Source organism: Deinococcus aerophilus (assembly GCF_014647075.1).
GTDB lineage: Bacteria > Deinococcota > Deinococci > Deinococcales > Deinococcaceae > Deinococcus > Deinococcus aerophilus.
Genome location: NZ_BMOM01000001.1, coordinates 287,238 through 308,182 on the forward strand (window position 1 = coordinate 287,238; position 20,945 = coordinate 308,182).

At 67.4% G+C, this 20,945-nt stretch carries 21 protein-coding genes; 11 read left to right on the plus strand and 10 right to left on the minus strand.

From position 1 onward, the window contains the following. Window positions 1-379 precede the first annotated feature (379 nt). The 6 genes from IEY21_RS01450 (at window position 380) to IEY21_RS01475 (ending at window position 5,796) form a co-directional block, all read left to right on the plus strand. On the plus strand, window positions 380-1,132 hold the full coding sequence (locus IEY21_RS01450) for a hypothetical protein (RefSeq protein ID WP_188900546.1): 753 nt from the start codon (window positions 380-382) through the stop codon (window positions 1,130-1,132). Between the two features lie 97 nt (window positions 1,133-1,229). Continuing rightward, a complete protein-coding gene (locus tag IEY21_RS01455; protein ID WP_188900548.1) occupies window positions 1,230-1,892 on the plus strand; it encodes a response regulator transcription factor in 663 nt (220 codons plus the stop codon). Between the two features lie 79 nt (window positions 1,893-1,971). Beyond that, the gene (locus tag IEY21_RS01460) at window positions 1,972-3,378 is read left to right on the plus strand and encodes a sensor histidine kinase (RefSeq protein ID WP_188900550.1); all 1,407 of its coding nucleotides are present in this window, start codon (window positions 1,972-1,974) and stop codon (window positions 3,376-3,378) included. 4 nt (window positions 3,379-3,382) lie between these two features. Then, complete coding sequence (locus IEY21_RS01465; protein WP_188900552.1) at window positions 3,383-4,171, plus strand: NTP transferase domain-containing protein; 789 nt, start codon at window positions 3,383-3,385, stop codon at window positions 4,169-4,171. A gap of 123 nt (window positions 4,172-4,294) precedes the next feature. Continuing rightward, complete coding sequence (locus IEY21_RS01470) at window positions 4,295-4,531, plus strand: 4Fe-4S dicluster domain-containing protein (protein ID WP_188900554.1); 237 nt, start codon at window positions 4,295-4,297, stop codon at window positions 4,529-4,531. Between the two features lie 329 nt (window positions 4,532-4,860). Further along, a complete protein-coding gene (locus IEY21_RS01475) occupies window positions 4,861-5,796 on the plus strand; it encodes a magnesium transporter CorA family protein (protein ID WP_188900556.1) in 936 nt (311 codons plus the stop codon). Window positions 5,797-5,907: 111 nt separating this feature from the next. On the opposite strand, the gene IEY21_RS01480 is transcribed toward IEY21_RS01475, so the two are convergent. From IEY21_RS01480 to IEY21_RS01500, 5 genes are all read right to left on the minus strand, one after another. After that, a complete protein-coding gene (locus tag IEY21_RS01480; protein ID WP_188900558.1) occupies window positions 5,908-6,261 on the minus strand; it encodes a DoxX family protein in 354 nt (117 codons plus the stop codon). Between the two features lie 98 nt (window positions 6,262-6,359). After that, a complete protein-coding gene (rph, locus tag IEY21_RS01485; protein ID WP_188900560.1) occupies window positions 6,360-7,124 on the minus strand; it encodes a ribonuclease PH in 765 nt (254 codons plus the stop codon). Continuing rightward, window positions 7,121-7,987 (minus strand): glutamate racemase, encoded by an 867-nt coding sequence (gene murI, locus IEY21_RS01490; protein WP_188900562.1) that lies wholly within the window; start codon window positions 7,985-7,987, stop codon window positions 7,121-7,123. Before murI ends, rph begins: the two co-directional genes overlap by 4 nt. Window positions 7,988-8,002: 15 nt before the next feature. Further along, window positions 8,003-8,179, minus strand: coding sequence for a hypothetical protein (locus IEY21_RS16785; RefSeq protein WP_229752762.1), 177 nt, complete (start codon window positions 8,177-8,179; stop codon window positions 8,003-8,005). 112 nt (window positions 8,180-8,291) lie between these two features. Continuing rightward, window positions 8,292-9,509, minus strand: a complete 1,218-nt coding sequence (locus IEY21_RS01500) for an aminotransferase-like domain-containing protein (protein WP_229752764.1) — start codon at window positions 9,507-9,509, stop codon at window positions 8,292-8,294. A 191-nt stretch (window positions 9,510-9,700) separates the two neighbouring features. Here IEY21_RS01500 and fba point away from each other — a divergent pair, with 191 nt between their 5' ends. The 4 genes from fba to IEY21_RS01520 all read left to right on the plus strand — a co-directional run bounded on the left by fba (window position 9,701) and on the right by IEY21_RS01520 (window position 14,853). Further along, window positions 9,701-10,618, plus strand: a complete 918-nt coding sequence (gene fba, locus IEY21_RS01505; RefSeq protein WP_188900564.1) for a class II fructose-1,6-bisphosphate aldolase — start codon at window positions 9,701-9,703, stop codon at window positions 10,616-10,618. A 120-nt stretch (window positions 10,619-10,738) separates the two neighbouring features. Beyond that, entirely contained in the window at window positions 10,739-11,458 is a 720-nt protein-coding gene (locus IEY21_RS01510) for a hypothetical protein (RefSeq protein WP_229752766.1), read from the plus strand. 203 nt (window positions 11,459-11,661) lie between these two features. Next, a complete protein-coding gene (locus IEY21_RS01515) occupies window positions 11,662-14,277 on the plus strand; it encodes a S8 family peptidase (protein ID WP_188900568.1) in 2,616 nt (871 codons plus the stop codon). A gap of 159 nt (window positions 14,278-14,436) precedes the next feature. Beyond that, on the plus strand, window positions 14,437-14,853 hold the full coding sequence (locus IEY21_RS01520) for a CBS domain-containing protein (protein ID WP_188900570.1): 417 nt from the start codon (window positions 14,437-14,439) through the stop codon (window positions 14,851-14,853). Between the two features lie 81 nt (window positions 14,854-14,934). On the opposite strand, the gene IEY21_RS01525 is transcribed toward IEY21_RS01520, so the two are convergent. From IEY21_RS01525 to efp, 5 genes are all read right to left on the minus strand, one after another. Continuing rightward, window positions 14,935-15,864: a DnaJ C-terminal domain-containing protein gene (locus IEY21_RS01525; RefSeq protein ID WP_188900573.1), complete on the minus strand. Its 930-nt coding sequence runs from the start codon at window positions 15,862-15,864 to the stop codon at window positions 14,935-14,937. Window positions 15,865-15,930: 66 nt separating this feature from the next. Further along, on the minus strand, window positions 15,931-16,143 hold the full coding sequence (locus IEY21_RS01530) for a VF530 family protein (protein WP_188900575.1): 213 nt from the start codon (window positions 16,141-16,143) through the stop codon (window positions 15,931-15,933). A gap of 4 nt (window positions 16,144-16,147) precedes the next feature. Next, window positions 16,148-16,837, minus strand: a complete 690-nt coding sequence (locus IEY21_RS01535) for a nucleotide exchange factor GrpE (RefSeq protein WP_188900577.1) — start codon at window positions 16,835-16,837, stop codon at window positions 16,148-16,150. 99 nt (window positions 16,838-16,936) lie between these two features. Beyond that, window positions 16,937-18,832 carry a molecular chaperone DnaK gene (dnaK, locus tag IEY21_RS01540; protein ID WP_188900579.1) on the minus strand — a complete coding sequence of 632 codons (1,896 nt, stop codon included), beginning with the start codon at window positions 18,830-18,832 and terminating at the stop codon, window positions 16,937-16,939. A 285-nt stretch (window positions 18,833-19,117) separates the two neighbouring features. After that, on the minus strand, window positions 19,118-19,675 hold the full coding sequence (gene efp / locus IEY21_RS01545; protein WP_188900581.1) for an elongation factor P: 558 nt from the start codon (window positions 19,673-19,675) through the stop codon (window positions 19,118-19,120). A gap of 271 nt (window positions 19,676-19,946) precedes the next feature. Here efp and IEY21_RS01550 point away from each other — a divergent pair, with 271 nt between their 5' ends. Beyond that, window positions 19,947-20,684, plus strand: a complete 738-nt coding sequence (locus tag IEY21_RS01550) for a 50S ribosomal protein L25/general stress protein Ctc (protein WP_188900582.1) — start codon at window positions 19,947-19,949, stop codon at window positions 20,682-20,684. The last annotated feature ends 261 nt before the right edge of the window (window positions 20,685-20,945 follow it).

Genomic DNA, 20,945 nt, shown 5'->3' on the forward strand with positions numbered 1-20,945 from the left:
CGGTAAGGGGCAAAAGATGTGTGGTGTGCGTGTTCCCGTTTTCCTGAAGGTGTCCTCGCGGTACACCTGAACTTGCGCCGGGCAAGTCGTGTGTTCTCTGGCCTCCGGCGCGGCCTGTCACCGGATGGGGTGGCGGGGGCCGCTGCGAGGTCACAGCATAGCAGCACGGAATGGCCGTGCAGGCGCGCCACCGGGCCGCTGCGGAGTGGAGCGAACTCCGTCAGACCGCGTGATCCTGGGGTGATGAGCCATCTCTGGTCCCTGTGGCGTGATGGCCTGGCCCTGCTGTTCGCGGTAGGCGGGGGCTAAAGAGGTCATGCCTGGCCTTGGCCACAAAGTTGCCCGCCGATCGGTGCAGCATCCCCTACCCTGACCGGGTATGAAAAACCTGATCGCGTTGTCTCTGGCCGGTACGTTGGCACTCGCTTCTTGCGGAGGCCCCTCGGTCACTGGACCTTCCGAACCCGGACCGTCACCCATCTCCAGTGCGCTGGGCGGCACGGTGTTCGAGGGCCAGATCAGGGCCGACAGCAACGGTCAGGCTGTGCTGAGCACGGGTGCCTGGACGGGTGGGGCCGGGTCGGCCGTGCTATCCAGGGTCGACAGCAGCGCAGACGGGTCGGCGCCTGCCGTACTGATTTCCACCAGCCTCGGGGCGGAGGGCCGCTTCGCCTTTGCCACCCTGCCCGCTCCCGCCGCTTCCGCACTGGGAGACTTCAACGATTCGCCCAGCGCCAGCTGCACCGGCACGATCAGCGTGAGCGACCCTGCCGCGCGTGGAACCAGCGCGTTCGTCTCTGTTTCTGCACAGAAGGCGGGGTCCATCGGGTTGCTTGCCCTGAACAGCGCCACCCAGACCATCAGCGAGGGCATCTTGATCTACGCTGACCGGGCTGTGCGGATGACCGGGAGGCAGACCTGTGCCACAGCGGGGGGCAGTTCCACGACAGACGTCAATCTGCAATTGTCGCCAGGCTGGAACATGACCTCCCTGTCTTTGCAGGATGCCTCTACCCTGACCATCCGCAACGGTGCTCCAGTAGAGGCGCAGTGGATTTTTCTGAACGAGGGTAAGGGTGGCCTTACAGGCCAGCATCTCCAGTCGGTTTCCACCTTCTCCCTGTTTCGCTGAGTCCCTCTGCATCACTGCGCCGGCGCCTGCTCCGTGCCGGCGGGCCGCTTGCCGCCCCCTAACCCTGCCTTAACCCCCTCCCGTAAACTGGTCCGGTATGCGACTGCTGTTCGTGGAAGACGACCCGCGCATCGCCGAGCCGACGGTGGAGGCGATGCGCGAGGCCGGATATGCGGTCACCTGGGCGCAGACGGGTCCCGAGGGGCTGGAGGCGGCGCTGCTGGGCGACTTTCCGCTGATCGTGCTGGACGTGATGCTGCCCGGTCTGGACGGCTTTGAGCTGGCACGAGAGCTGCGCGCCGGCGGCATTGAGGCCGCCATCCTGTTCCTGACGGCCCGGGGGGAACTCGACGACCGGGTGCAGGGCCTGGACCTGGGCGGCGACGCCTACCTGGTCAAGCCGTTCGCCGTGCCCGAACTGCTCGCCACGCTGCGGGCGCTCTCCCGGCGTGAGCGGGGGCAGGCGGCCCCGCAGGTCACCTTTGCCGGCGGGCGCGGCGCGCTGGACACGGTGTCCCGCACGGTGGCCTGGGACGGCCGCGAGGTGGCCGTAACGGGCCGCGAATACGCCTTGCTGGAGGTGCTGTCGCTGGCCCCCGAACGCTGGTTTGCCCGTGAGGAACTGCTCGACCGCGTGTGGGGCCCCGAATTTGGCGGCGAGGCCCGCATCGTGGACGTGTATGTGCGTTACGTGCGCCGCAAACTGGCCCCCGAGGCGATCACCAGCGAGCGTGGGCGGGGCTACCGGGTGGAGAAGTGATCCGGCGGGTCCGGGGCGTGAGGGGAAGCAGGGCGGTCTCCCCGGATCGCCCGCGTCCCTGCACGCGCCGCTTTTGCCCATGCACCTGACGCTGCGCGCCCGGCTGGCCCTGTGGGCGGCGCTGGCGACCGGACTGGCGGTGGCGCTGGTGGCGGCGGGTCTGTACGTGGCGGTCAACGGCTTTCTGCGTCAGGCCCAGGTGGACCGCCTGCTGACGACGAGCAGTGTGATCGCCGCGCAGATGGAGGGTGCGTTGCAGCGGGCCAGCGACCGTAACTGGCCGTTTGGCCTCAGCGGGGTGGCGATCACGCAAGAGACCCTGGAGGAACTCGCCGACACCCGCGGACAAAACCGCACGGTGGAGGTCCGGATTCAGGGCCTTCAGGGGGGGCGGGTGGCCGAACTGCACACCACCCGCTTTCCGCCGGGCGTACCGATGGACCTGAAGGTGGGGGTGCGGGTGCGCGGCGATCAGTTGCTGACCGTGCAGGACCTGCGCGGCGGCGGCCTGCGCCTGACCGTGGTCTCGGACGCGCGGGCGCTGGCCGAGGCCAGGACCGCCTTCACGCGGGCGCTGACGTGGCTGCTGCCGCTGGCCCTGCTGCTCACACTTGCCGTGGGATGGACCGTGGCGGGGCGGCTGCTGCGGCCCGTGCGGGCGCTGGAGAATGCCGCCCGCGAGGTGGGCGAGGGCGGGCAGCTGCGCCGTCCGCTGCCGGGAGCGGGCACCTCGGATGAGCTGTCGCGCTTGGCCCTGACCCTGCAGGGCAGCTTTGCCCGGCTGGCCGACGCCCGCGACCGCGAGCAGGCCTTCTTGCGCGCCGCCGCCCACGACCTGCGCAGCCCGCTGGCTGCCCTGACCGCCCGTGTGGAGGGCAGCCTGGCCCGCGAGCGCGGCGCCGCGCGCTACCGGGCCGACCTGCAGGAGATCGGCACCGACCTCACCCGGCTGTCGGCGCTGACCAACCACCTGCTGCTGCTGGCGCGCGACGCCTCCCAGATTGCCCGCGCGCCCGTGCCGCTGCGCGAGCTGGCTGCCGACGCCGTGGACCGCGCCCGCGAACTGGCTCCCGAGGCCGACGTGGACCTGAGCGCGCCGCAGCCGGTCAGGGTACTGGGCGACCGCGTGCTGCTGGGTCAGGCAGTGTGGAACCTGACCATGAACGCCGTACGGCACGCTCCCGGCGCGACCGTGACCGTGACGTTGGAACAGGCCGGCCACGAGGTCACGGTCACGGTCCACGACGACGGCCCCGGTGTGGACGCGGGCACGCTGGCGCGGCTGGGCGAGGCGTTCTACCGGCCCGACGCCAGCCGCAGCGGCGACGGCCACGGACTGGGGCTGGCGCTGGCCCGCCGCGCTGCCGAGGTCCACGGCGGCACGCTGGACCTGCACAGCGCGCCGGGGCAGGGGTTTACGGCCACCCTGCGGCTGCCGGCGGAAGGAGCCGCGCGGTCTGCGCCGGGGCCGTCTGCTACGCTCTGAGCCAATGAGTGAAACTGAGGGAACGCAGTACTGCGCCGTGGTGCTGGGCGGGGGCGACCCCGGCGACGCCTTCGCGGCGGCGCACGGCGTGGCGGTCAAGGCACTGATTCCGGTGGGGGGAGAGCCGATGGCGCTGCCGGTGCTGCGTGCCCTGCGCGGCAGCGGGCGGGTGGGCCGGGTCGCGTATGTCGGGCCCACCACCCCCGAAATCAACGCCCTGATCGATGAGCGGGTCACCGACCACGGCTCCCTGCTGGGCAACCTGGAAGCAGGAGTAGATGCCCTGTACGCGGGCGGCGTCCAGCCCGGCGAGCGGGTGCTGGTGGTCACGGCGGACATTCCCATGCTGCGGGCTGCCGAGGTACGTGACGTGCTGGACGCGGTTCCCCTGGAGGCGGCGCTGGTTTACCCGGTGGTACGCCGCGAAGTCTGCGAGGCCGCCTATCCCGGCGTGCGGCGCACCTATGCCCGGCTGCGGGGAGGCTCGTTTACCGGGGGCAACCTGTTTATCCTTGACCCGGCGCTGATTGAACAGTTCCTGCCCCGGCTCCGGGAGGTTCTCGCTGCCCGCAAAGCCCCTCTGAAGCTGGCCGGGTTGATCGGGCCGGGGGTGCTGCTGCGGCTGCTGCTGGGCCGCCTGACGGTCGAAGCCCTGGAGACGCGGGTGTCGGAGATTCTGGGCGTTCCGGCCCGGGCGCTGATCACGCCGCACGCCTCGGTGGGCACCGACGTGGATCAGGACGAGGATCTGGCGCTGGCCGCGGCGCACCTGCGTGGGGACAGCGTTCCCTGAAAGGGCCCTTCAGGGTGTGGGGGTGCCCCCGGGCCCGGGGAGAAGATTCCCCGCCGCCCACCCTGAAAATCCTGTGTTCATTCGCCCTTGCGCCCTTCCGGCGGGCTGTGCATACTGTCCCCCATGCCGCATATCATCACCAGCCCCTGCATCGGGACCAAGGACCAGGCGTGCACCGAGGTCTGCCCGGTGGAGTGCATCTACGATGCCGGAGAAATGTTCCTGATTCACCCCGACGAGTGCATCGACTGCGGAGCCTGCGTGCCCGCATGCCCGGTGAGCGCGATCTTCCCCGAGGAGGACACCCCCGCCGGCGAGGAGCCGTTCATCGCCCGCAACCGCGAGTTCTTCGGGCTGTAATCCCTCGTTTTCTCCCCGCGCTCCCGGCTCCAGGCCGGGAGTTGTGCTGTGTCGGGGGCAGCCCCTACACGTCAGCTTGCCTCCGGCCCGCGTGGGGGGCTAGCATGGCCCTCGCTACACGGCGCTCCAGAAGCGAAGCGATCCGCACAGCCCCGCCGCTCCCCCATCCGCGTCCCCGAACCAAGGAGGTGATGACGTGAATCCTGAACCGCTGGAAGCTGACCCGCCCAGTTGCCGTCTGCATTCACTGTTTTTCGCGCCATCCCGACACCGGAGGACGCCATGCGCCCAACCACAACCCAGACACCGCTGACGCCGGGGGGCGGCCCGTGCTGACGTACTACCGCAGCATCGGCGGCAAGCTGACCACCGTTGACGGGTACATCGACGGCTGCTGGATCAATGCCTCGAGCCCCAGCCCCGAGGAACTCGCCCGCGTCAGCCGCGAAACGGGCCTGGAACTCGATTACCTGTCGTACCCACTCGATCCGGACGAACGCTCGCGTTTCGAGCGCGAGGACGGACAGCTGCTGATCATCATGCAGACCAGCTACCGCCTGCCGCCCGAGAGCGACATTCCCTACGACACCGTGCCGCTGGGCATCCTGCACACCGATCACTGCCTGGTGACGGTGTGCACGCTCGAAGAAAATCCGGTGATCAAGGACGTGATCAACGGGCTGGTGCGGCGGGTCAGCACCGTCAAGAAAAACCGCCTGACGCTGCAACTGTTCCTGCGCAACGCCCAGCGCTTCCTGATCGACGTGCGGCAGATCAACAAGCGCGTGGACACCATCGAGGACAAGCTGGAAAACAGCCAGCAGAACCGCGAACTGCTGAACCTGCTGAAGCTGGAAAAGAGTCTGGTGTACTTCATGACCGGCCTCAAGGCCAACGAGGCCATGATGGAGCGGGTCAAGCGCGACCGCATCTTCGAGATGTACGAGGAAGACAGCGACCTGCTCGACGACGTGCTGATCGAGAACCTGCAGGCCATCGAGATGGCGTCCATTGCGAGCAACATCCTGACGAGCATGGCCGGAGCGTTCGCCAGCGTGATCAGCAACAACGTCAATCAGGTGGTCAAGGTGCTGACCGTGACGACCATTCTTGTGGCGATTCCTACCCTGGTGACCAGCGTATTCGGCATGAACGTCCCGGTGCCGTTCCACGACGACCCCAACGGCATCTGGATCGTGCTGGGACTGGCAGCTGGACTGGCAGCCGGGCTGGCCTTTCTGTTCTACCGCTGGCGGGTGTTCTAGGGCGGGGACGGTTCCCGAACACGTCACCGTCCGGAATCCGGTCCTTCAAGACAGCAAACAGAGGTCCGCACCCGCGAGGAGCCGACCCCTGTGCCGCCCTCCCCCCTCGGCTCAGCTGCTGACGTACATCAAGGCGCCGAACAGGGCCAGATTCTTGAGAAACTGGGTCTGCTGCTGCACGCGCTCCTTGCCACTCTTGTCCCAGAAGGGGTGACCCACGACCGTGGTGGGAATCAGGCTGGTCGCCAGGGCCGTGCTGGCCAGGCGGGGTGCAACGCCCAGAGCGAGCAGTGCGCCCGCGCCCAGCATTACGCCGCTGTTGACCTTGACGGCCAGTTCCGGCTGCGGCACCTCGGCGCCCCGCGCGGCCCGCACAACCGGCTCGGGATTTTGCAGGTGGTCCAGGCCATTCTTGATAAAAATGCTGGCAAGCAGCGCCCGCCCGATAAATTTCGTCACGCTCATGGTGATACCTCCTGGGGAATGCCCGGCTTGAGAGTGTGAGGGAGTTTACCGCACGGAGCGGGGCGTGCCCAAAGGTTTTCCCTGTGGACTGCGCCCGCTTATTCCTGGACGCCCTGAATGACTGCCAGCTGCCGGCTCAGGTCGCGCATCAGATCCTGAACGGCCATGGTGCCGGCGTCGAGCAGGGCCACGTACTCGGAAACGGGCATCGGCCCTTCCTCCGCGCCGCCCTGCGTCTCGATGATCAGCCCCGTGCCGGTGGCCACCACGTTCAGGTCGGCCCGCGCCACCTTGTCCTCGCTGTAATCCAGGTCCACGCGCAGTTCATCACCCACGTAGCCCACACTGATGGCCCCCACCAGATGCTGGATGGGCCACTCGCTGAGGGTGCCGTTGTTGATCAGCCGGTCACAGAAATCGTGCAGGGCGGCGTGCCCGGCCAGGATGCTCGCCACCCGGGTGCCGCCGTCGGCCACCAGCACGTCGCAGTCCACGTACAGGGTCTGGTTCTTGAAGGGCCGCAGGTCCACGCTGGCGCGCAGCGCCCGGCCCAGCAGGCGCTGGATCTCATGGCGCCGGCCGTTTTGCAGATTGCGTTCGCGCGCCTGACGGTCGTTGGTGGCGCGCGGGAGCATGGAGTACTCGGCGGTCAGCCAGCCCTCCTTCTTGCCGCGCATGTGCGGAGCGGGCTTGTCCTCCAGCGTCACGGTCGCCAGGATCTCGGTGCGCCCCATGCACAGGTGGGCGCTGCCCGGGGCATGCGGGTTGACTCCGCGCTTGACCGTCATGGGACGCGGTTCCAGAAGGCCGCGGCCCTCGCGAATGGGATGTTTGCTGCCGGAGGCGGAAGTGGGGGTGCTCATGGATTCATACGCTCGATTCTGGGCAGCGCTCCGGAAGAGGAGCCTGCGCCGCTGGTCTGCGGACCATTGTGCCCCATCGCGGCGGTGGGCGGGTCAGGGGCCAGGGCCATGATGACCGGACGGGCCGCCTCCAAGTCGCCGGTCACGAGGTAGGTGACCGTGCCCGCCGTACCGCGCCCGCTCAGCAGGCGCGCTTGCATCAGCACCCGGTGGGTGTGGCGGGCCACCGCCGCGCCGCTGTCGAGCAGGGTGAAGGTTTCCCCGAATTCCGCGCGGATGCTGCCGGTCAGAAAGGGATAGTGGGTGCAGCCGAGCACCAGGGTATCGGCCCCCGCCTGTGCCAGCGGGGCCAGCGTCTCGCGCAGCACGGTCCGGGTCCGGGCGCTGTCGGCCTGTCCCGCCTCGACGAGCGGCACGAGGTCAGCGCTGACGGCAGTGAGAACCTGCACGCCCGCCGGGTCGGCAAACTCCCGGATCACCCGCTGCAATAGCGTGCCGCGCAGGGTCCCCGGGGTTGCCAGCACGCCCACCACGCCCGAACGGGTGGCGGCCACGGCGGGCTTGACGGCGGGCACCAGCCCGATGACCGGCAGTTCGAAGCGGGCGCGCAGGTGTTCCAGGCTGTATGCCGAGGCGGTATTGCAGGCGACCACCACGGCCTTGACCCCACGGGCATGCAACTGGGTCACCGCCCGCGCGGTCAGCTCGCGGATCTCCTCGCCGGGCCGCGCGCCGTAGGGCAGATGGGCGGTATCGGCCAGATACACAAAGTCTTCGTGGGGCAGGGTGCGGCGCAACTCGGCGAGCACGCTCAGCCCCCCCACGCCGCTGTCGAAGACACCAATGGGGGCCGCGGGATTCATCTGCTGGATGATAGGTCAGTCCTCCTGGGACCGTAGTCCTCGCTGCTGGCGGTCCAGGCTCTGCACCGCCGCGACCGCCACCTGAATCAGTTCCGCGCGGTGGTCGGCCAGGGTCCGTGGACCGCGCTGTGCCGCCCGCTTGTCGAAACGGGGAAACAGGTGCTCGAAAACCGCCTGATTGGCCTCGCCCACCTCCCCTCGGCAAGCACCATCAGCCACGCGGCGGGGGCGTGGTTCTGCTCGCCCCCGCGGGCATCCTGGCGTTCCCGTTCCTTGCTGACCTCGGCGAGCACGTCCGGTGTGGTCATCCTTGGTCCAGCGCCTCGCGGATGGTCTCGCCCAGCGCCGTGATGCCGCGTTCAATCTGCGGCGGTGTGGCGCTGCTGTAGCTCAGGCGCAGGGTGTGGTGTCCGCCACCCAGCGCGAAAAACGGGCTGCCCGGCACGTAGGCGACGTTGCGGGTCAGCGCGCGCTGAAGCATGACGGTGCTGTCCATGTGCTGCGGCAGCGTGACCCACAGGAACATGCCGCCCTGCGGGGAGGTGTACTCCACGTCCTGCGGAAACTGCTCGCTGATGTGGCGCAGCATGATTCCGGCGCGCTCGCCGTAGGCCTGGCGCACCGTCTCGATCTGCCGGGGCAGCACGTCGTCGAGCAGCTCGGTCACGATCATCTGGTTCAGGGTGGGTGTGTGCAGGTCCGCGCCCTGCTTGGCCTGCACCAGCTTGGCGATCAGCGGCGCGGCGGCCTGTATCCAGGCATCCCGCAGGCCCGGCACCAGGGTCTTGGAAAAGCTGGAGCAGTAGATCACGTGGTTGGTGTTCACGTCTCCGGTGTACTCCAGGCCCAGTTCGTACAGGCTGGGGGCCGCCTCGCCCGAAAAGCGCAGCTGTCCGTAGGGATCGTCCTCGATGACCAGCACGCCGTACCGCCCGGTCAGCTCGACCAGGCGGCGGCGGCGCTCGGCGTCCAGGGTGCGGCCGGTCGGGTTCTGAAAATTGGGCACGGCGTACAGCAGCTTGGCCGGCGTGGTGCGGAGCAGGGCTTCCAGCGCGTCCACGTCGATGCCGCCGTCGTCGGTGGGCAGCTCGACATAGCGCGGGCCGTAGGGCTGGAAGGACTGCAGCGCCCCCAGGTAGGTGGGGGCTTCTACCAGCACGGTGTCGCCCTCCGAGATCAGGATCTTGCCCAGTAGGTCCAGCCCCTGCTGGCTGCCGGTCACGATCTGTACGTTAGCAGCGGGAATGCCGGCCTGCCGGCCGATCCAATCGCGCAGCGGCGGATGGCCCTCGGTGGTGCTGTACTGCAGCGCGGCGGAGCCGTATCTCGTCAGGGCGGCGTCGGCGGCGCGGCGCACCTCCTCCAGCGGAAACAGTTCCGGGGCGGGCAGGCCTCCGGCAAAGCTGATCACGTCCGGCTGCTGCGTGACCTTGAGGATCTCGCGGATGGCGCTGGCGTTCATGCGCCGCGCCCGGTCGGACAGCAGCGCCGTGAAGTCTATGGGGGAGCGGACAGGGGTCATAGGTTCATGCTACGCCGCCGCGTGCGGCGTGAACTGTGCGGCCACAACGGCTGGGAACCGCCCTGGTCTGGCGGCACGGTTCACCGACGGGACATGGGCGGCTCACCGCTCTGGTCACCACTGTGTCCAGGGGTTCTGGCCCCACACGCTGCGGGGCAGGTACAGTGGGGGGAATTCTCAAGGAGGCAGTTATGCTCGTAACCGGCAATGACATCCTGATCCCCGCCCGCGCTGGCAAGTATGGCGTCGGCTCGTTCAACACCAACAACATGGAGATCACCCAGGCGATCATCCACACCGCCGAGAAACTGCGCAGCCCCGTCATGGTGCAGATGAGCGAGGGAGCCATCAAGTACGGCGGACAGGACCTCGCGAACATCGTCATTGACCTCGCGAAACGTGCCACCGTGCCGGTCGCGCTGCACCTCGACCACGGCAGCTCCTACGAATCGGCGCTCAAGGCCATCAAGATGGGCTTTACCAGCGTCATGATCGACGCCTCGCACCACAACTTCGAGGACAACATCAAGGAGACAAAACGGGTGGTCGAGGCCGCGCATGCCATGGGCATCAGCGTGGAGTCGGAACTCGGACGCCTGGGCGGCATCGAGGAGCACATCGTTGTGGACGAGAAGGACGCCTTCCTGACCGATCCCGAGGAAGCCGTGCAGTTCATCGAGCAGACCGGCACCGACTACCTGGCGATTGCCATCGGCACCAGCCACGGCGCCTTCAAGGGCAAGGGCCGGCCGTACATTGACCACGCCCGCATCGAGAAGATCGCCGGCCTGACCGGCATTCCTCTGGTCGCGCACGGGTCCAGTGGCGTGCCCCAGGAAATCGTGGAGCGCTTCCGCAAGGCGGGCGGCGAGATCGGGGACGCGGCCGGCATTGCCGACGAGGACCTGCAGCGCGCCACGCAGCACGGCATCGCCAAGGTCAACGTGGACACCGATCTGCGCCTGGCAAGCACCGTGGGCATCCGCGAGGCGCTGCAGGCCAATGCCAAGGAATTCGACCCCCGCAAGATCTTCGGGCCCGCCCGCGACGTCATGAGCCAGGTGATCGAGCACAAGATGCGGGTGCTGGGCAGCGTCGGCAAGGCCTGAGGCTGCTAAGGCGCGCAAACAGGGTGAGGGGGGCCACCGGGACGACCGGGTGGCCCCCCTCCAAACAGGTGAGCAGGGTGTCGGATGATTCTCACCCACTGGCCCTATGCTCGCCATGGCATGTTTGCGGCCCTTCTGCGTCCTCTTCCCCTGCTGCTCTGTCTGTTCCTGTGGGGCGGAGCAGCCACCGTCTCGGCCCCGGCTGCGGGGCTGACGCCCGGCTGGCAGATCCGGCTCTCGGCGCTGCTGCCCGTGGCGGGGCAGGTGGCCACGCTGCTGGAAAAGCGGCCCAGCCTGTCTACCGTGGACCTGCAACTGCAGGTCGAGCGGGTCGGGGGCAGTGTCGCCGCCCTGCAGGCGGTGCTGATCAGCGCGGCCAGGGGCGTGCTCGCTCCCTATGACGCCCGGCTGGGCATCAGCGAGAAGGACTACCGGCAGTACCTGGTGTTTCAGGAAGTGCTGGCCTCCACGGGAAAGACCATCCGGCTGCCGGTCAGCCGCAGCGGTGACCGCGTCTATTTCGGGGACGCTCCCGGCCTGAACGGCATCCTGAACGGCATCAGCATCAACCTGAAAACCGGGGAGCTGCGTGGGCCCGAGGGCTACGGCGCCATGCCGACCAGCGTGGTGCCCAGCAGCGCCGAGGACCGTGTGCTGGACGTCCGCAGCGGCTTTCAGTGGAAGGTGATCGGGTCCGACGCCACCAGCGGCAACGGCGTGCGCGGCACCCTGAACCTGTTGCAGCTGAGTTCCGGACAGATCGTCCTGAACTACTCCCGCACGAGCATGATCCACCGCAAGATGAACACCGGCGAGATCATCGTCAGCTATACCCGTTAAGTTCCTTTTCTGCCCCACCCCCGTTTTCGCTAGAAAAGACCAAGGGCGACCCCCGTGCGGCCCGCTCTGCGTGGGCAGCCGCTGCGCGGCACGGCGGCGCCCCCCTTTGGGCCGATCCAGACTGATGCTCCCCTGATGCCGGTTCAAGGTTTCCTCACGCGCCGTTCAGGGGGAGTCATGGGCGGACAGGTACGCTGACCCTCATGAAGACCCAGACACGAAGAAAAAGCCTGATGCTTGGCGCAGCCCTGCTGCTGGGCGGCCTGTCGCTGTCCACGGCGGGCGCAGCCGGCCTGTCTCCCACCCTGCTGGAACGGGCCAAGCGCGGCGACCAGAGCAAGGTGGGCGTGATTGTCCGCTTTCAGTTCGGCAACGACGCGCGGGGCCGGGCCCAGCTCAAGAACCTGCGTTCTCAGCTCAACGGGCGTCTGGATCAACTTGGCTCGGCAGCGGGCTTTCTGGCCAGCGCCATCAAGAGCGGGCAGGCCACGTCGCTGTGGCTTGACCAGAGCATCTACCTGCCGCTGACGCCGGTGCAGGCGCGTGCGCTGGCGGCCCTGCCCTTCGTGACGGACGTGTTCGAGAACTTCAAGGTTCAGATTCCCAAGCCCCAGCGGGCAGTGGCCCTCAGCGCCGCTGCCGCCGCCGCCGGTGAGCCGTGGCACCTTGCCAAGATCGGTGCGCCGCAGGCCTGGGCGGCCGGATTCAAGGGCCAGGGCATCAAGATCGGGCACCTGGACAGCGGTATAGATCCCAGCCACCCGCAGCTGAACGGCAAGGTGGCTTCCTTCGCCGAGTTCAACGGCGAGGGGGACCGGGTGAACAGCCAGCCGCACGACTCCACCGACCACGGCACCCACACGGCAGGCCTGCTCGTCGGGGACACGGTGGGCGTGGCCCCCAGCGCCAAGGTCATCAGCGCCCTGGTGCTGCCCAACAACGAGGGCACCTTTGCCCAGGTTATTGCCGGGATGCAGTACGTGCTGGACCCGGACAACAACGCCGATACCGACGACGGCGCGGACGTGGTGAACATGAGCCTGGGCATTCCCGGCACCTACGACGAGTTCATCGTGCCGGTACAGAACATGCTCAAGGCGGGCGTGGTTCCGGTGTTCGCCATCGGTAACTTCGGCCCGGCCTCCAGCAGCACCGGCAGTCCCGGCAACCTGCCCGATGCCGTCGGGGTGGGCGCGGTTGACCAGAACGGCAACGTCGCCAGCTTCAGCAGCCGCGGACCGGTGGCGTGGAGCGGCAAGATCAACGGCGTGTTCACCAAGCCCGACATCGCGGCCCCCGGGCAGGACATCACCAGCGCCATTCCGGGCGGCAAGTACGGAGCCAAGAGCGGCAGCTCGCAGGCCAGCCCCATCACGGCGGGCGCGGTGGCCCTGCTGCTCTCGGCCAAACCCGGCAGCAGCGTGGACGCCATCAAGAACGCGCTGTACACCAGTGCGAGCAATGCGGGCAGCAAGAACAACAACGTGGGGTACGGCCTGATCAGCGTGCCCGGCGCCCTAGGCAAGCTGGGCGTGAACGCCGGAGCGCCGGCCCCCGCGCCCCAGCCTGCCCCGGCCCCCACCCCGGCGCCCGCTCCCAAACCGACGCCGGCTCCTGCGCCTCAGCCGACCCCGGCTCCACAGCCCACCCCAGCTCCGACGCCTGCGCCCAAACCCACACCGACGCCCACCCCACCCCCCAACACCGCCACGCCCACCGGCCCCGCCGGTTACGAGTTGTGCGCGCTGGAGGGCCAGAAGTGCAACTTCAGCGGGCAGCGCCAGGCCGCCTTCGGAACCGATGGCAAGTACCTGACCGGCACCGGCACCGACGGTTTCAACTGCACGGTGGCCGACTGGGGCCGCGACCCTGCGCCCGGTATCCGCAAGGGCTGCTTCATCAAGCCGGTGCCCGGTACCTCGGCTCCTGCTCCCAAGCCGACACCTGCGCCGGCCCCCGCACCCACTCCTGCACCCAGCGCGGGCAAACCCCGCGTGCTGCTGGTCGATGACGACATGGGCCAGGGCGCGGACGTGACGGGTGCGCTGCGCGACGCCATCAAGGCCAACGCTGCGAGCGGCGGAGCCTTCGTGTGGAACACGCAGTCGCAGGGGTCCGTGCCGCTGAGTGAGATGCAGAAGGCCGACATCGTGATCTGGGCGACCGGTGAGCAGTACCAGAACACCATTACTGCCAGTGACCAGAACACGCTGCGCCAGTACCTCGCGGCGGGGGGCCGCCTGCTCGTCACCGGCCAGGACATCGGCTACGACATCGGCGAAAGCGACTTCTACCGCAGCGTCCTCAAGACCCGGCTGGTCGCCGACAGCAGCGGCACGCCCAAGTTCGTGACCAGCGGGCCGTTTGGCAACACCGCCTACACCCTGAACGCCTCGGGCAGCGCGGGCAATCAGTTCTACCCCGACGTGATTGCCGACCTCGGCGGCAGCACCACCGTTGCGTCGTGGGGCAGCGCCAACGCCAACGCAGGCACCATTACCGCCCAGAGCATCCGGGTGGATCCCAACAAGAGCCGCGCCGCCCAGAAGCAGCAGGACCCGCGCGGCCTGATCGAGCAGATTGCCGGACGCATCGTCGGGACCGCGCTGGGCCAGATTTTCGGCAACAACGGTCAGCAGGCCCAGGCTCCGCGCGGCGGCCGGGTCAGTGCCCAGAGTGCGGGCGAGAACGCCGGAGCCATCGTCGCCAACGATGCGGGCCGCTACCGCACGGTCAACATGGGGTTTGGTCTGGAAGGTCTCACTCCCAACAGCCGCAGCCTGCTTGTGAAGACCACCTTCGACTGGCTGATGCGCTAGGAGCCCACCGGGGGCCCTGCAGATTGGGCACCACAGCCATACAGCAAGGAGGGGAAGGAGTGTATGTGCTCCTTCCCCTCTTCTGGCTCCCACCCTCTTCCCGGCAGCCCTTTAGGTGCGTCCCACCCACGCCGGAACAACACCGGGTACGGTAAAGCCATGACCACCCTCAAGGACATCATGACCCCGGACCTGACCACGGTGGACCCACGGGCCACGCTGAAAGAGGTCGCCACCCACATGAAGGAGCAGGGCATCGGAAATGTGCTGATCATGGACGGCGAGACCCTGACCGGAATCATCACCGACCGCGACATCGTGGTGCGTGCCGTCGCCTACGGCCACGATTTCGGCACCCCTGCTTCCGACTACGCCACGGGAGACGTGTTTACGATGGACGGCGCGACCGAGGTGGAGGCGGCGGCCAGGGAGATGGCCCACCGCCAGGTGCGCCGCCTCCCCGTCACCGAGAACGGCCGGGTGGTCGGCATGGTCAGTCTGGGCGACCTCGCGGTGCGGGCAAAGACGGGCGCGGATGAGCAGGCGTTGCAGGGCATCAGCCAGCCCACGAACTGAGGCTGGGGCCGTCAGGAATCCGGCAAAAAGGAGCAGGCCACTGGGCAAAAACCCCGGTGGCCTGCGTCTTTGCCAGTGCTGTTACTTCTGCAACTCGCGCAGCTGGCGGTACAACTCCTTTTCCTCGTCGCTGAGGGCCGCAGGAACCGTGACGTTCAGGCGAACGTACAGATCGCCGCGCGTGCCGTCCTTTCTCGGCCAGCCCTGGCCACGCAGCCGCATGCGGCGGCCCCCGCTGCTGCCGGGGGGAATGCTGAGGTTGCCGCGCCCGGTGAGGGTCTGCACGGTCACGTCGCCGCCCAGCGCCGCCACCGGAGCCGGCACGTCCACACTGGTGGTCAGGTGGTCGCCGTCGAGGTCAAAGCGGGCGTCTTCCAGCACGCGGATGGTGAGCAGCACGTCGCCGCCGCCCGGTCCCTGTCCGGCCAGCCGCAGCCGCGCGCCGTCACGGGTACCTGCCGGGACACGCAGGCTGAGTCTCTTGCCATCCACGTTGATCACCTCGTCGGAGCCGTGGAAGGCTTCTTCCAGCGTGACCTGCAACTCGCCCTCCACGTTCTGCACGAAGCGCCGCTGCTGCCCCGCGCCGCCCAGGCCGCCGAGCAGGTCCTCCAGATGCACCTGCTGTCCGCCGGCTCCGGCAAATCCGCCTCCCGCCCGGCCCCGCGCCGCCTGACCGAACAGGCCCTGGAAGAAGTCGCTGAACTGTCCAGGATCGAACCCGGCGAAGTCGCCGCCCTGGAAATCGCCCCCCGGAACACCGCCCATTCCGCCGTATCCCGGTGGGACCTGCCCGGTGTGGCCGAACTGGTCGTAAACCTTGCGTTTCTCGGGATCGCTCAGCACCGCGTAGGCTTCCCCGATTTCCTTGAAGCGGCCCGCGGCCTTGTCATCGCCGGGATTCTTGTCGGGGTGGTACTGCTTGGCCGCCTTGCGGTAGGCCGCCTTGATGTCTGCGTCGGACGCTCCTCGGGAGACGCCCAGTACGTCGTAATAGTCCTTGTAAGCCATGGGGACGCCTCCTGGTGGCGAGAGAAGAGGAATGCGGGTGTGGTCAGCCGGCGCCGCTGAAGGGGCTCAGGTGGTGGCCCACTCCAGGTACAGCGCCTCGACCTTGGCCCGCGCCCAGGGAGTGCGGCGCAGAAACTTCAGGCTGCTCTGAATGCTCGGGTTGGACACGAAGCAGTTGACCGGAATGCGCCGGGCCAGGCCGTCCCAGCCGTAGGCGTCGTGCAGCCGCTCCAGCATCATCTGGAGGGTGACGCCGTGCAGGGGATCGGACGGGTTCATGGCCTCACCCCTTGCGGCTGACGACCACACGGGCCGGGCGCACCAGGCGGTCGCCCATGCGGAAGCCCAGCTGATAGACCTGCACGATCCGGTCGTCCTCGTCTCCGGGGACCGCCTGCAGCGCCTCGTGCCACTGGGGATCAAAGGCCTCGCCCTCCTTGCCGGTGGCCTCCAGCCCCAGGGAGGCGAAGATGCTCAGCACCTTGCCCTGCACGGCCTGCACGCCCGGAATCAGCTTGGCCGGGTCCTCCGATCCCATCGTCACGGCGCGTTCGAGGTCGTCGTACACTGGCATCAGGCGCTCGGTGGCCTTGGCGACCCCCTGTCCCTGCGCGGCGTCAACGTCCTGGCCCATGCGGGTGCGGTAGCCCTCGAAATCGGCGGCCAGCCGTCCCAGCCGGTGGCGCAGGTCGGCGTTTTCCTTTTCCAGCTCATCCACGCGTTCGAGCTTGCCCATCATTTCCTGAACCTGGGCGAACATGCCCTCGTCCATGCCGGGGATGCCCGAGAAGTCCGTGTCCTCGCCGTCCTCCTCATCGGTCAGCTCGGCGTCAATGATCTCGCCGTCCTGGTCGAGGGTGGTTTCGCCGTCACGCGCCGGGGTGAACTTCAGGTTCTCGCCCGCGTTCTCGCCGGTCTCGGAGTCAGGGGTCTGGTCGGCGGCCTTGCCATTCTTGGAATCGTTGTCAGTCATTCGGGAACCTCGCCTTCTAAACATTCGTTCAAGGATAGGGGAGAGGGGGCTGTCTCAAGCCGTCCTCTCCCCGTGGGGTGGTTGATGGTCGGGGAGACGTTACTCGGCGGGCTTGAAGTCCGCGTCGATCACGTCGTCGTCGGCCTTGTCCTTGCCGAGGTTCACGCCGCCGTCTTCAGCAGTCTGGCCCTGCGCCGCGTTCTGGCTGGCGGTCATGAAGCTGCGCAGCTCCTCTTCCAGGGTCTTCTGGGCCTCGGCGATCTGGGCGTCGTCGTCGTTGCGGACGGCTTCCTCGGCCTGATCGGCGGCGGCCTTGAGCTTGTCCTTGGCGTCCTGAGGGGCGTCAGCGTTTTCCTCGATCTGGCCCAGCGCCTGCACACGCAGCGAGTCGAGGTTGTTGCGCTTCTCGACCTTCTCGCGGCGCTTCTTGTCGGCCTCGGCATTCTGCTCGGCTTCCTTGACCATGCGCTCCACATCGCTCTTGTCGAGGGTGGTGGTGTTCTCGATGCGGATGCTCGATTCCTTGCCGCTGGTCTTTTCCTTGGCGGTCACGTGCAGAATGCCGTTGGCGTCGATGTCAAAGGTGACCTCGATCTGTGGGCGTCCGGCGGGCATGGGCGGAATGCCCTCGAGCTTGAAGCGGCCCAGGCTCTTGTTGTCGGTCGCCATGGGGCGCTCGCCCTGCAGCACGTTGATCTCCACGCCCGGCTGGTTGTTCTCGGCGGTGGTGTAGATCTCGGTCTTCTTGGCGGGCACCGTGGTGTTGCGGGTGATCATCGGCGCGATCATGCCGCCCTTGACCTCCACACCCAGCGTCAGCGGAGTCACGTCCACGAGCACGATGTCACCCAGGCTGGAGTCGCCCTGGATGATGCCGGCCTGCACCGCGGCGCCGAGGGCCACAGCTTCGTCGGGGTTGACCGACTCGTTGGGGGTCTTGTGGGTGATGTCCTGCACGATGCGCTTGACCGCGGGAATGCGGGTGGAGCCGCCGACCAGAATCACCTCGTCGATCTTGCTCGCGTCCAGGCGGGCGTCCTTGAGGGCCTGCTCGACCGGCTGGCGCACGCGGCGCAGCAGGTCGGCAGTGAGCTCCTCGAACTTGGCGCGGGTCAGGGTGCGCTCCAGGTGCATCGGGGTGCGCGTTTCCGGGTCGAAAGTGATGAACGGCAGCGAGATGGAGGTCTCGGAGGCGTTGGACAGCTCGATCTTGGCCTTCTCGGCAGCCTCGATCAGGCGCTGCAGGGCCTGCTTGTCCTTGCGCAGATCGAACTTGTGTTCCTTATTGAACTCGTCGGCCAGCCAGTCCACGATGCGGTGGTCGAAGTCCGCGCCACCCAAGTGGGTGTCCCCGGCGGTGGATTTCACCTCGAACACGCCGTCGCCGAGTTCCAGAATGGTCACGTCGAAGGTGCCGCCCCCCAGGTCGAAGACGAGCACGGTCTCGTTGCCCTTGCGCTCCAGGCCGTAGGCCAGCGCGGCGGCGGTGGGCTCGTTGATCACGCGCAGCACGTTCAGGCCCGCGATCTCTCCGGCCTGCTTGGTCGCCTCACGCTGCGAGTTATCGAAGTACGCGGGCACGGTGATCACGGCGTCGGTGATCTTCTGGCCCAGCTTGGCGCTGGCGTCGGACACCAGTTTGCGCAGCACCTCGGCGCTGACCTGCTCGGGAGCGTAGTCCTTGCCGTTCACCTCAATGCGCACCGAGCCGCCCTCGCCTTCCTTGACGTGGAAGGGGCTGCGGGCCGCTTCTTCCTTCACTTCGTCCCAGCGGCGGCCGATGAAGCGCTTGACTTCAAACAGGGTCGCGGCCGGGTTCAGGGCGGCCTGACGGCGGGCAATCTGCCCGACCAGACGCTCGTCGCCCTTGTAGGCCACGACGGACGGGGTGGTCCGCGCGCCCTCGGCGTTCACGATCACTTCGGGACGTCCGCCTTCCATGACGGCGATAACGGAATTGGTGGTGCCCAGGTCGATACCAACAGCTTTAGCCATGTGTTTGACTCCTCGTTAGGGGGGGATTTCTGCCACCACGGGGGCAGCAGTTCTGAAACTTTGAACAGCATAAGGCTACAGTTATCCTGAGTCAATAGACTTGAGTGCAGTGCGCTCAAGTTTAAGAAAGAGGCAACGAACTGAAGAGGGTTCTGCCGCCCACGTGGATGTCTACAGACACGGCTGTCAGCGGGACGGCCTGCCTTTCCGGTCCGTTCCGCAGTGCAGGCCACACAAGCGGACGCCGCTCCCACCCGAAGGCAGGAGCGGCGGCGCAAAGGGGGATTATGCCCGGCTGAGGTACTGGCCCGTGCGGGTGTCCACCTTCACGTCGGTGTCCTGCTCCACGAACAGGGGCACCTGCACGGTCGCGCCGGTTTCCAGCTTGGCCGGCTTGGTGCCGCCCGAGGCGGTGTCGCCGCGCAGGCCAGGATCGGTCTCCACGATCTTCAGGATCACCTGATTGGGCAGGGTGATGCTCAGGGCCTTGTCGCCGTACATGGCCACGTCCACCTCGGTGTTCTCCTTCATGAACTTGGCGGCGTCGCCGACCAAGCTGGGAGACAGCGTGACCTGCTCGAAGGTCTCCATGTCCATGAACATGAAGTCATCGCCGTCCTTGTACAGGTACTGCATCTTCTTGCCTTCCACGTAGATGTCCTGCAGTTTCTCGGTGCTGTTGAAGGTGCGGTCCACGATGCTGCCGGATTCCATGTTGCGGAACTTGGTAACCACCTTGGCGCCGCCGCGTCCCATCTTCAGGTGGGAGTAGTCCAGGCATTCCCACAGTCCGCCGTCCATTTCCACCTTGGTGCCGTTTCTCAGTTCAGTTACGCTGATCATGTTTCTCCTTGTCCTGACCGGGGCCGCCTCCGGTTCCTGCGTGCCGTTCCTGATGCGGAATCGGGCGTAGGGACGGGGGGCCGCGCGGTGCCGCCCGGGAGTCTAGCAGAGGGCGGGGGCGGGCTTCCACCCACACCCTTCCCCGGCGGTGGGGAGGTTTGCTATGCTGCCAGGGTTGCCCGTTCGCCCCCGCCCGCCGGTCCGCCGCCCCTCAGCGCGCGCCGGTGCGCGGCGAGAGCAGAGGCGGAACGCGCCAAGGAGAAACAAGCACATGGAACTGAACGCCAAACCCCGTAACAGCAGAGAGAAGCTGGCCGAAGGCATGATCCCCGCCGTCGCCTACAACAAGGAAAACAACGTTTCCTTCGCCCTAGACCGCAAGTCCTTTGACCGGGCCTTCCGTCAGACCAGCACCACGGGCCTGTACGACATCACCGTCGAGGGTGGCCAGACCTTCCCCGCGCTGGTCAAGACCGTGCAGATGGACAAGCGCCGCCGCGTGCCCATTCACGTGGACTTCTACATGGTCACCTACGGTGAGCCCGTGGAAGTCGCCGTGCCGGTTCATACCCAGGGCCGCAGCCAGGGTGAGGTCATGGGCGGTCTGCTGGACACCGTGATCCACAACCTGAACATCATCGCTCCCGGTCCCCGCCGCATTCCGCAGGAACTGATCGTGGACGTGACCAAGCTGCAGATCGGCGAGCACGTCACTGCCGGACAGATCAAGCTGCCCGACGGCGTGAAGCTGGCCGTGGACGCAGACCAGGTGGTCATCAGTGTGCTGCCGCCGCGTCTGAGCGCCGAGGAAGCCGAGGCCGAGACCCAGGCTGCCCAGGTGGCTGGACTGGTCGCCGCCGGCGAACTGACCGAGGAAGCCGCGGCTGCCGTGCTGGAAGGCGGCACTTCTGTGGAAGAGGCCAAGGCCGAAGCGGCGAGCACCGAAGCCGCCGTCACCGCCGAGGACCTGCAGGACGAAGCGGGCAAGGACGAAGAAGCTTCTTCCTAAGCACAGCCTCCCTCTTTGTCGGCTGCCGGCGTCCACTGTGGATGCCGGCAGCTCCTTTTGCGGGCACAAGGGTGCAGGCTGGGCCCCGAAAACGCCGGATCGGGATTCAACGTCTGGAAGGAGGTTTTCGTTGTTCATGCTGATGGTTTTTGGCGAATGAGAAGCTGGTCGTGGAAGTGGGGGTTGACAGTTTGGGCGTGGGCCTGTATCTTTTCTGAGCCTCAAGCGAGGCGGGCAGAATGACAAGATGAAGCAGTGCGA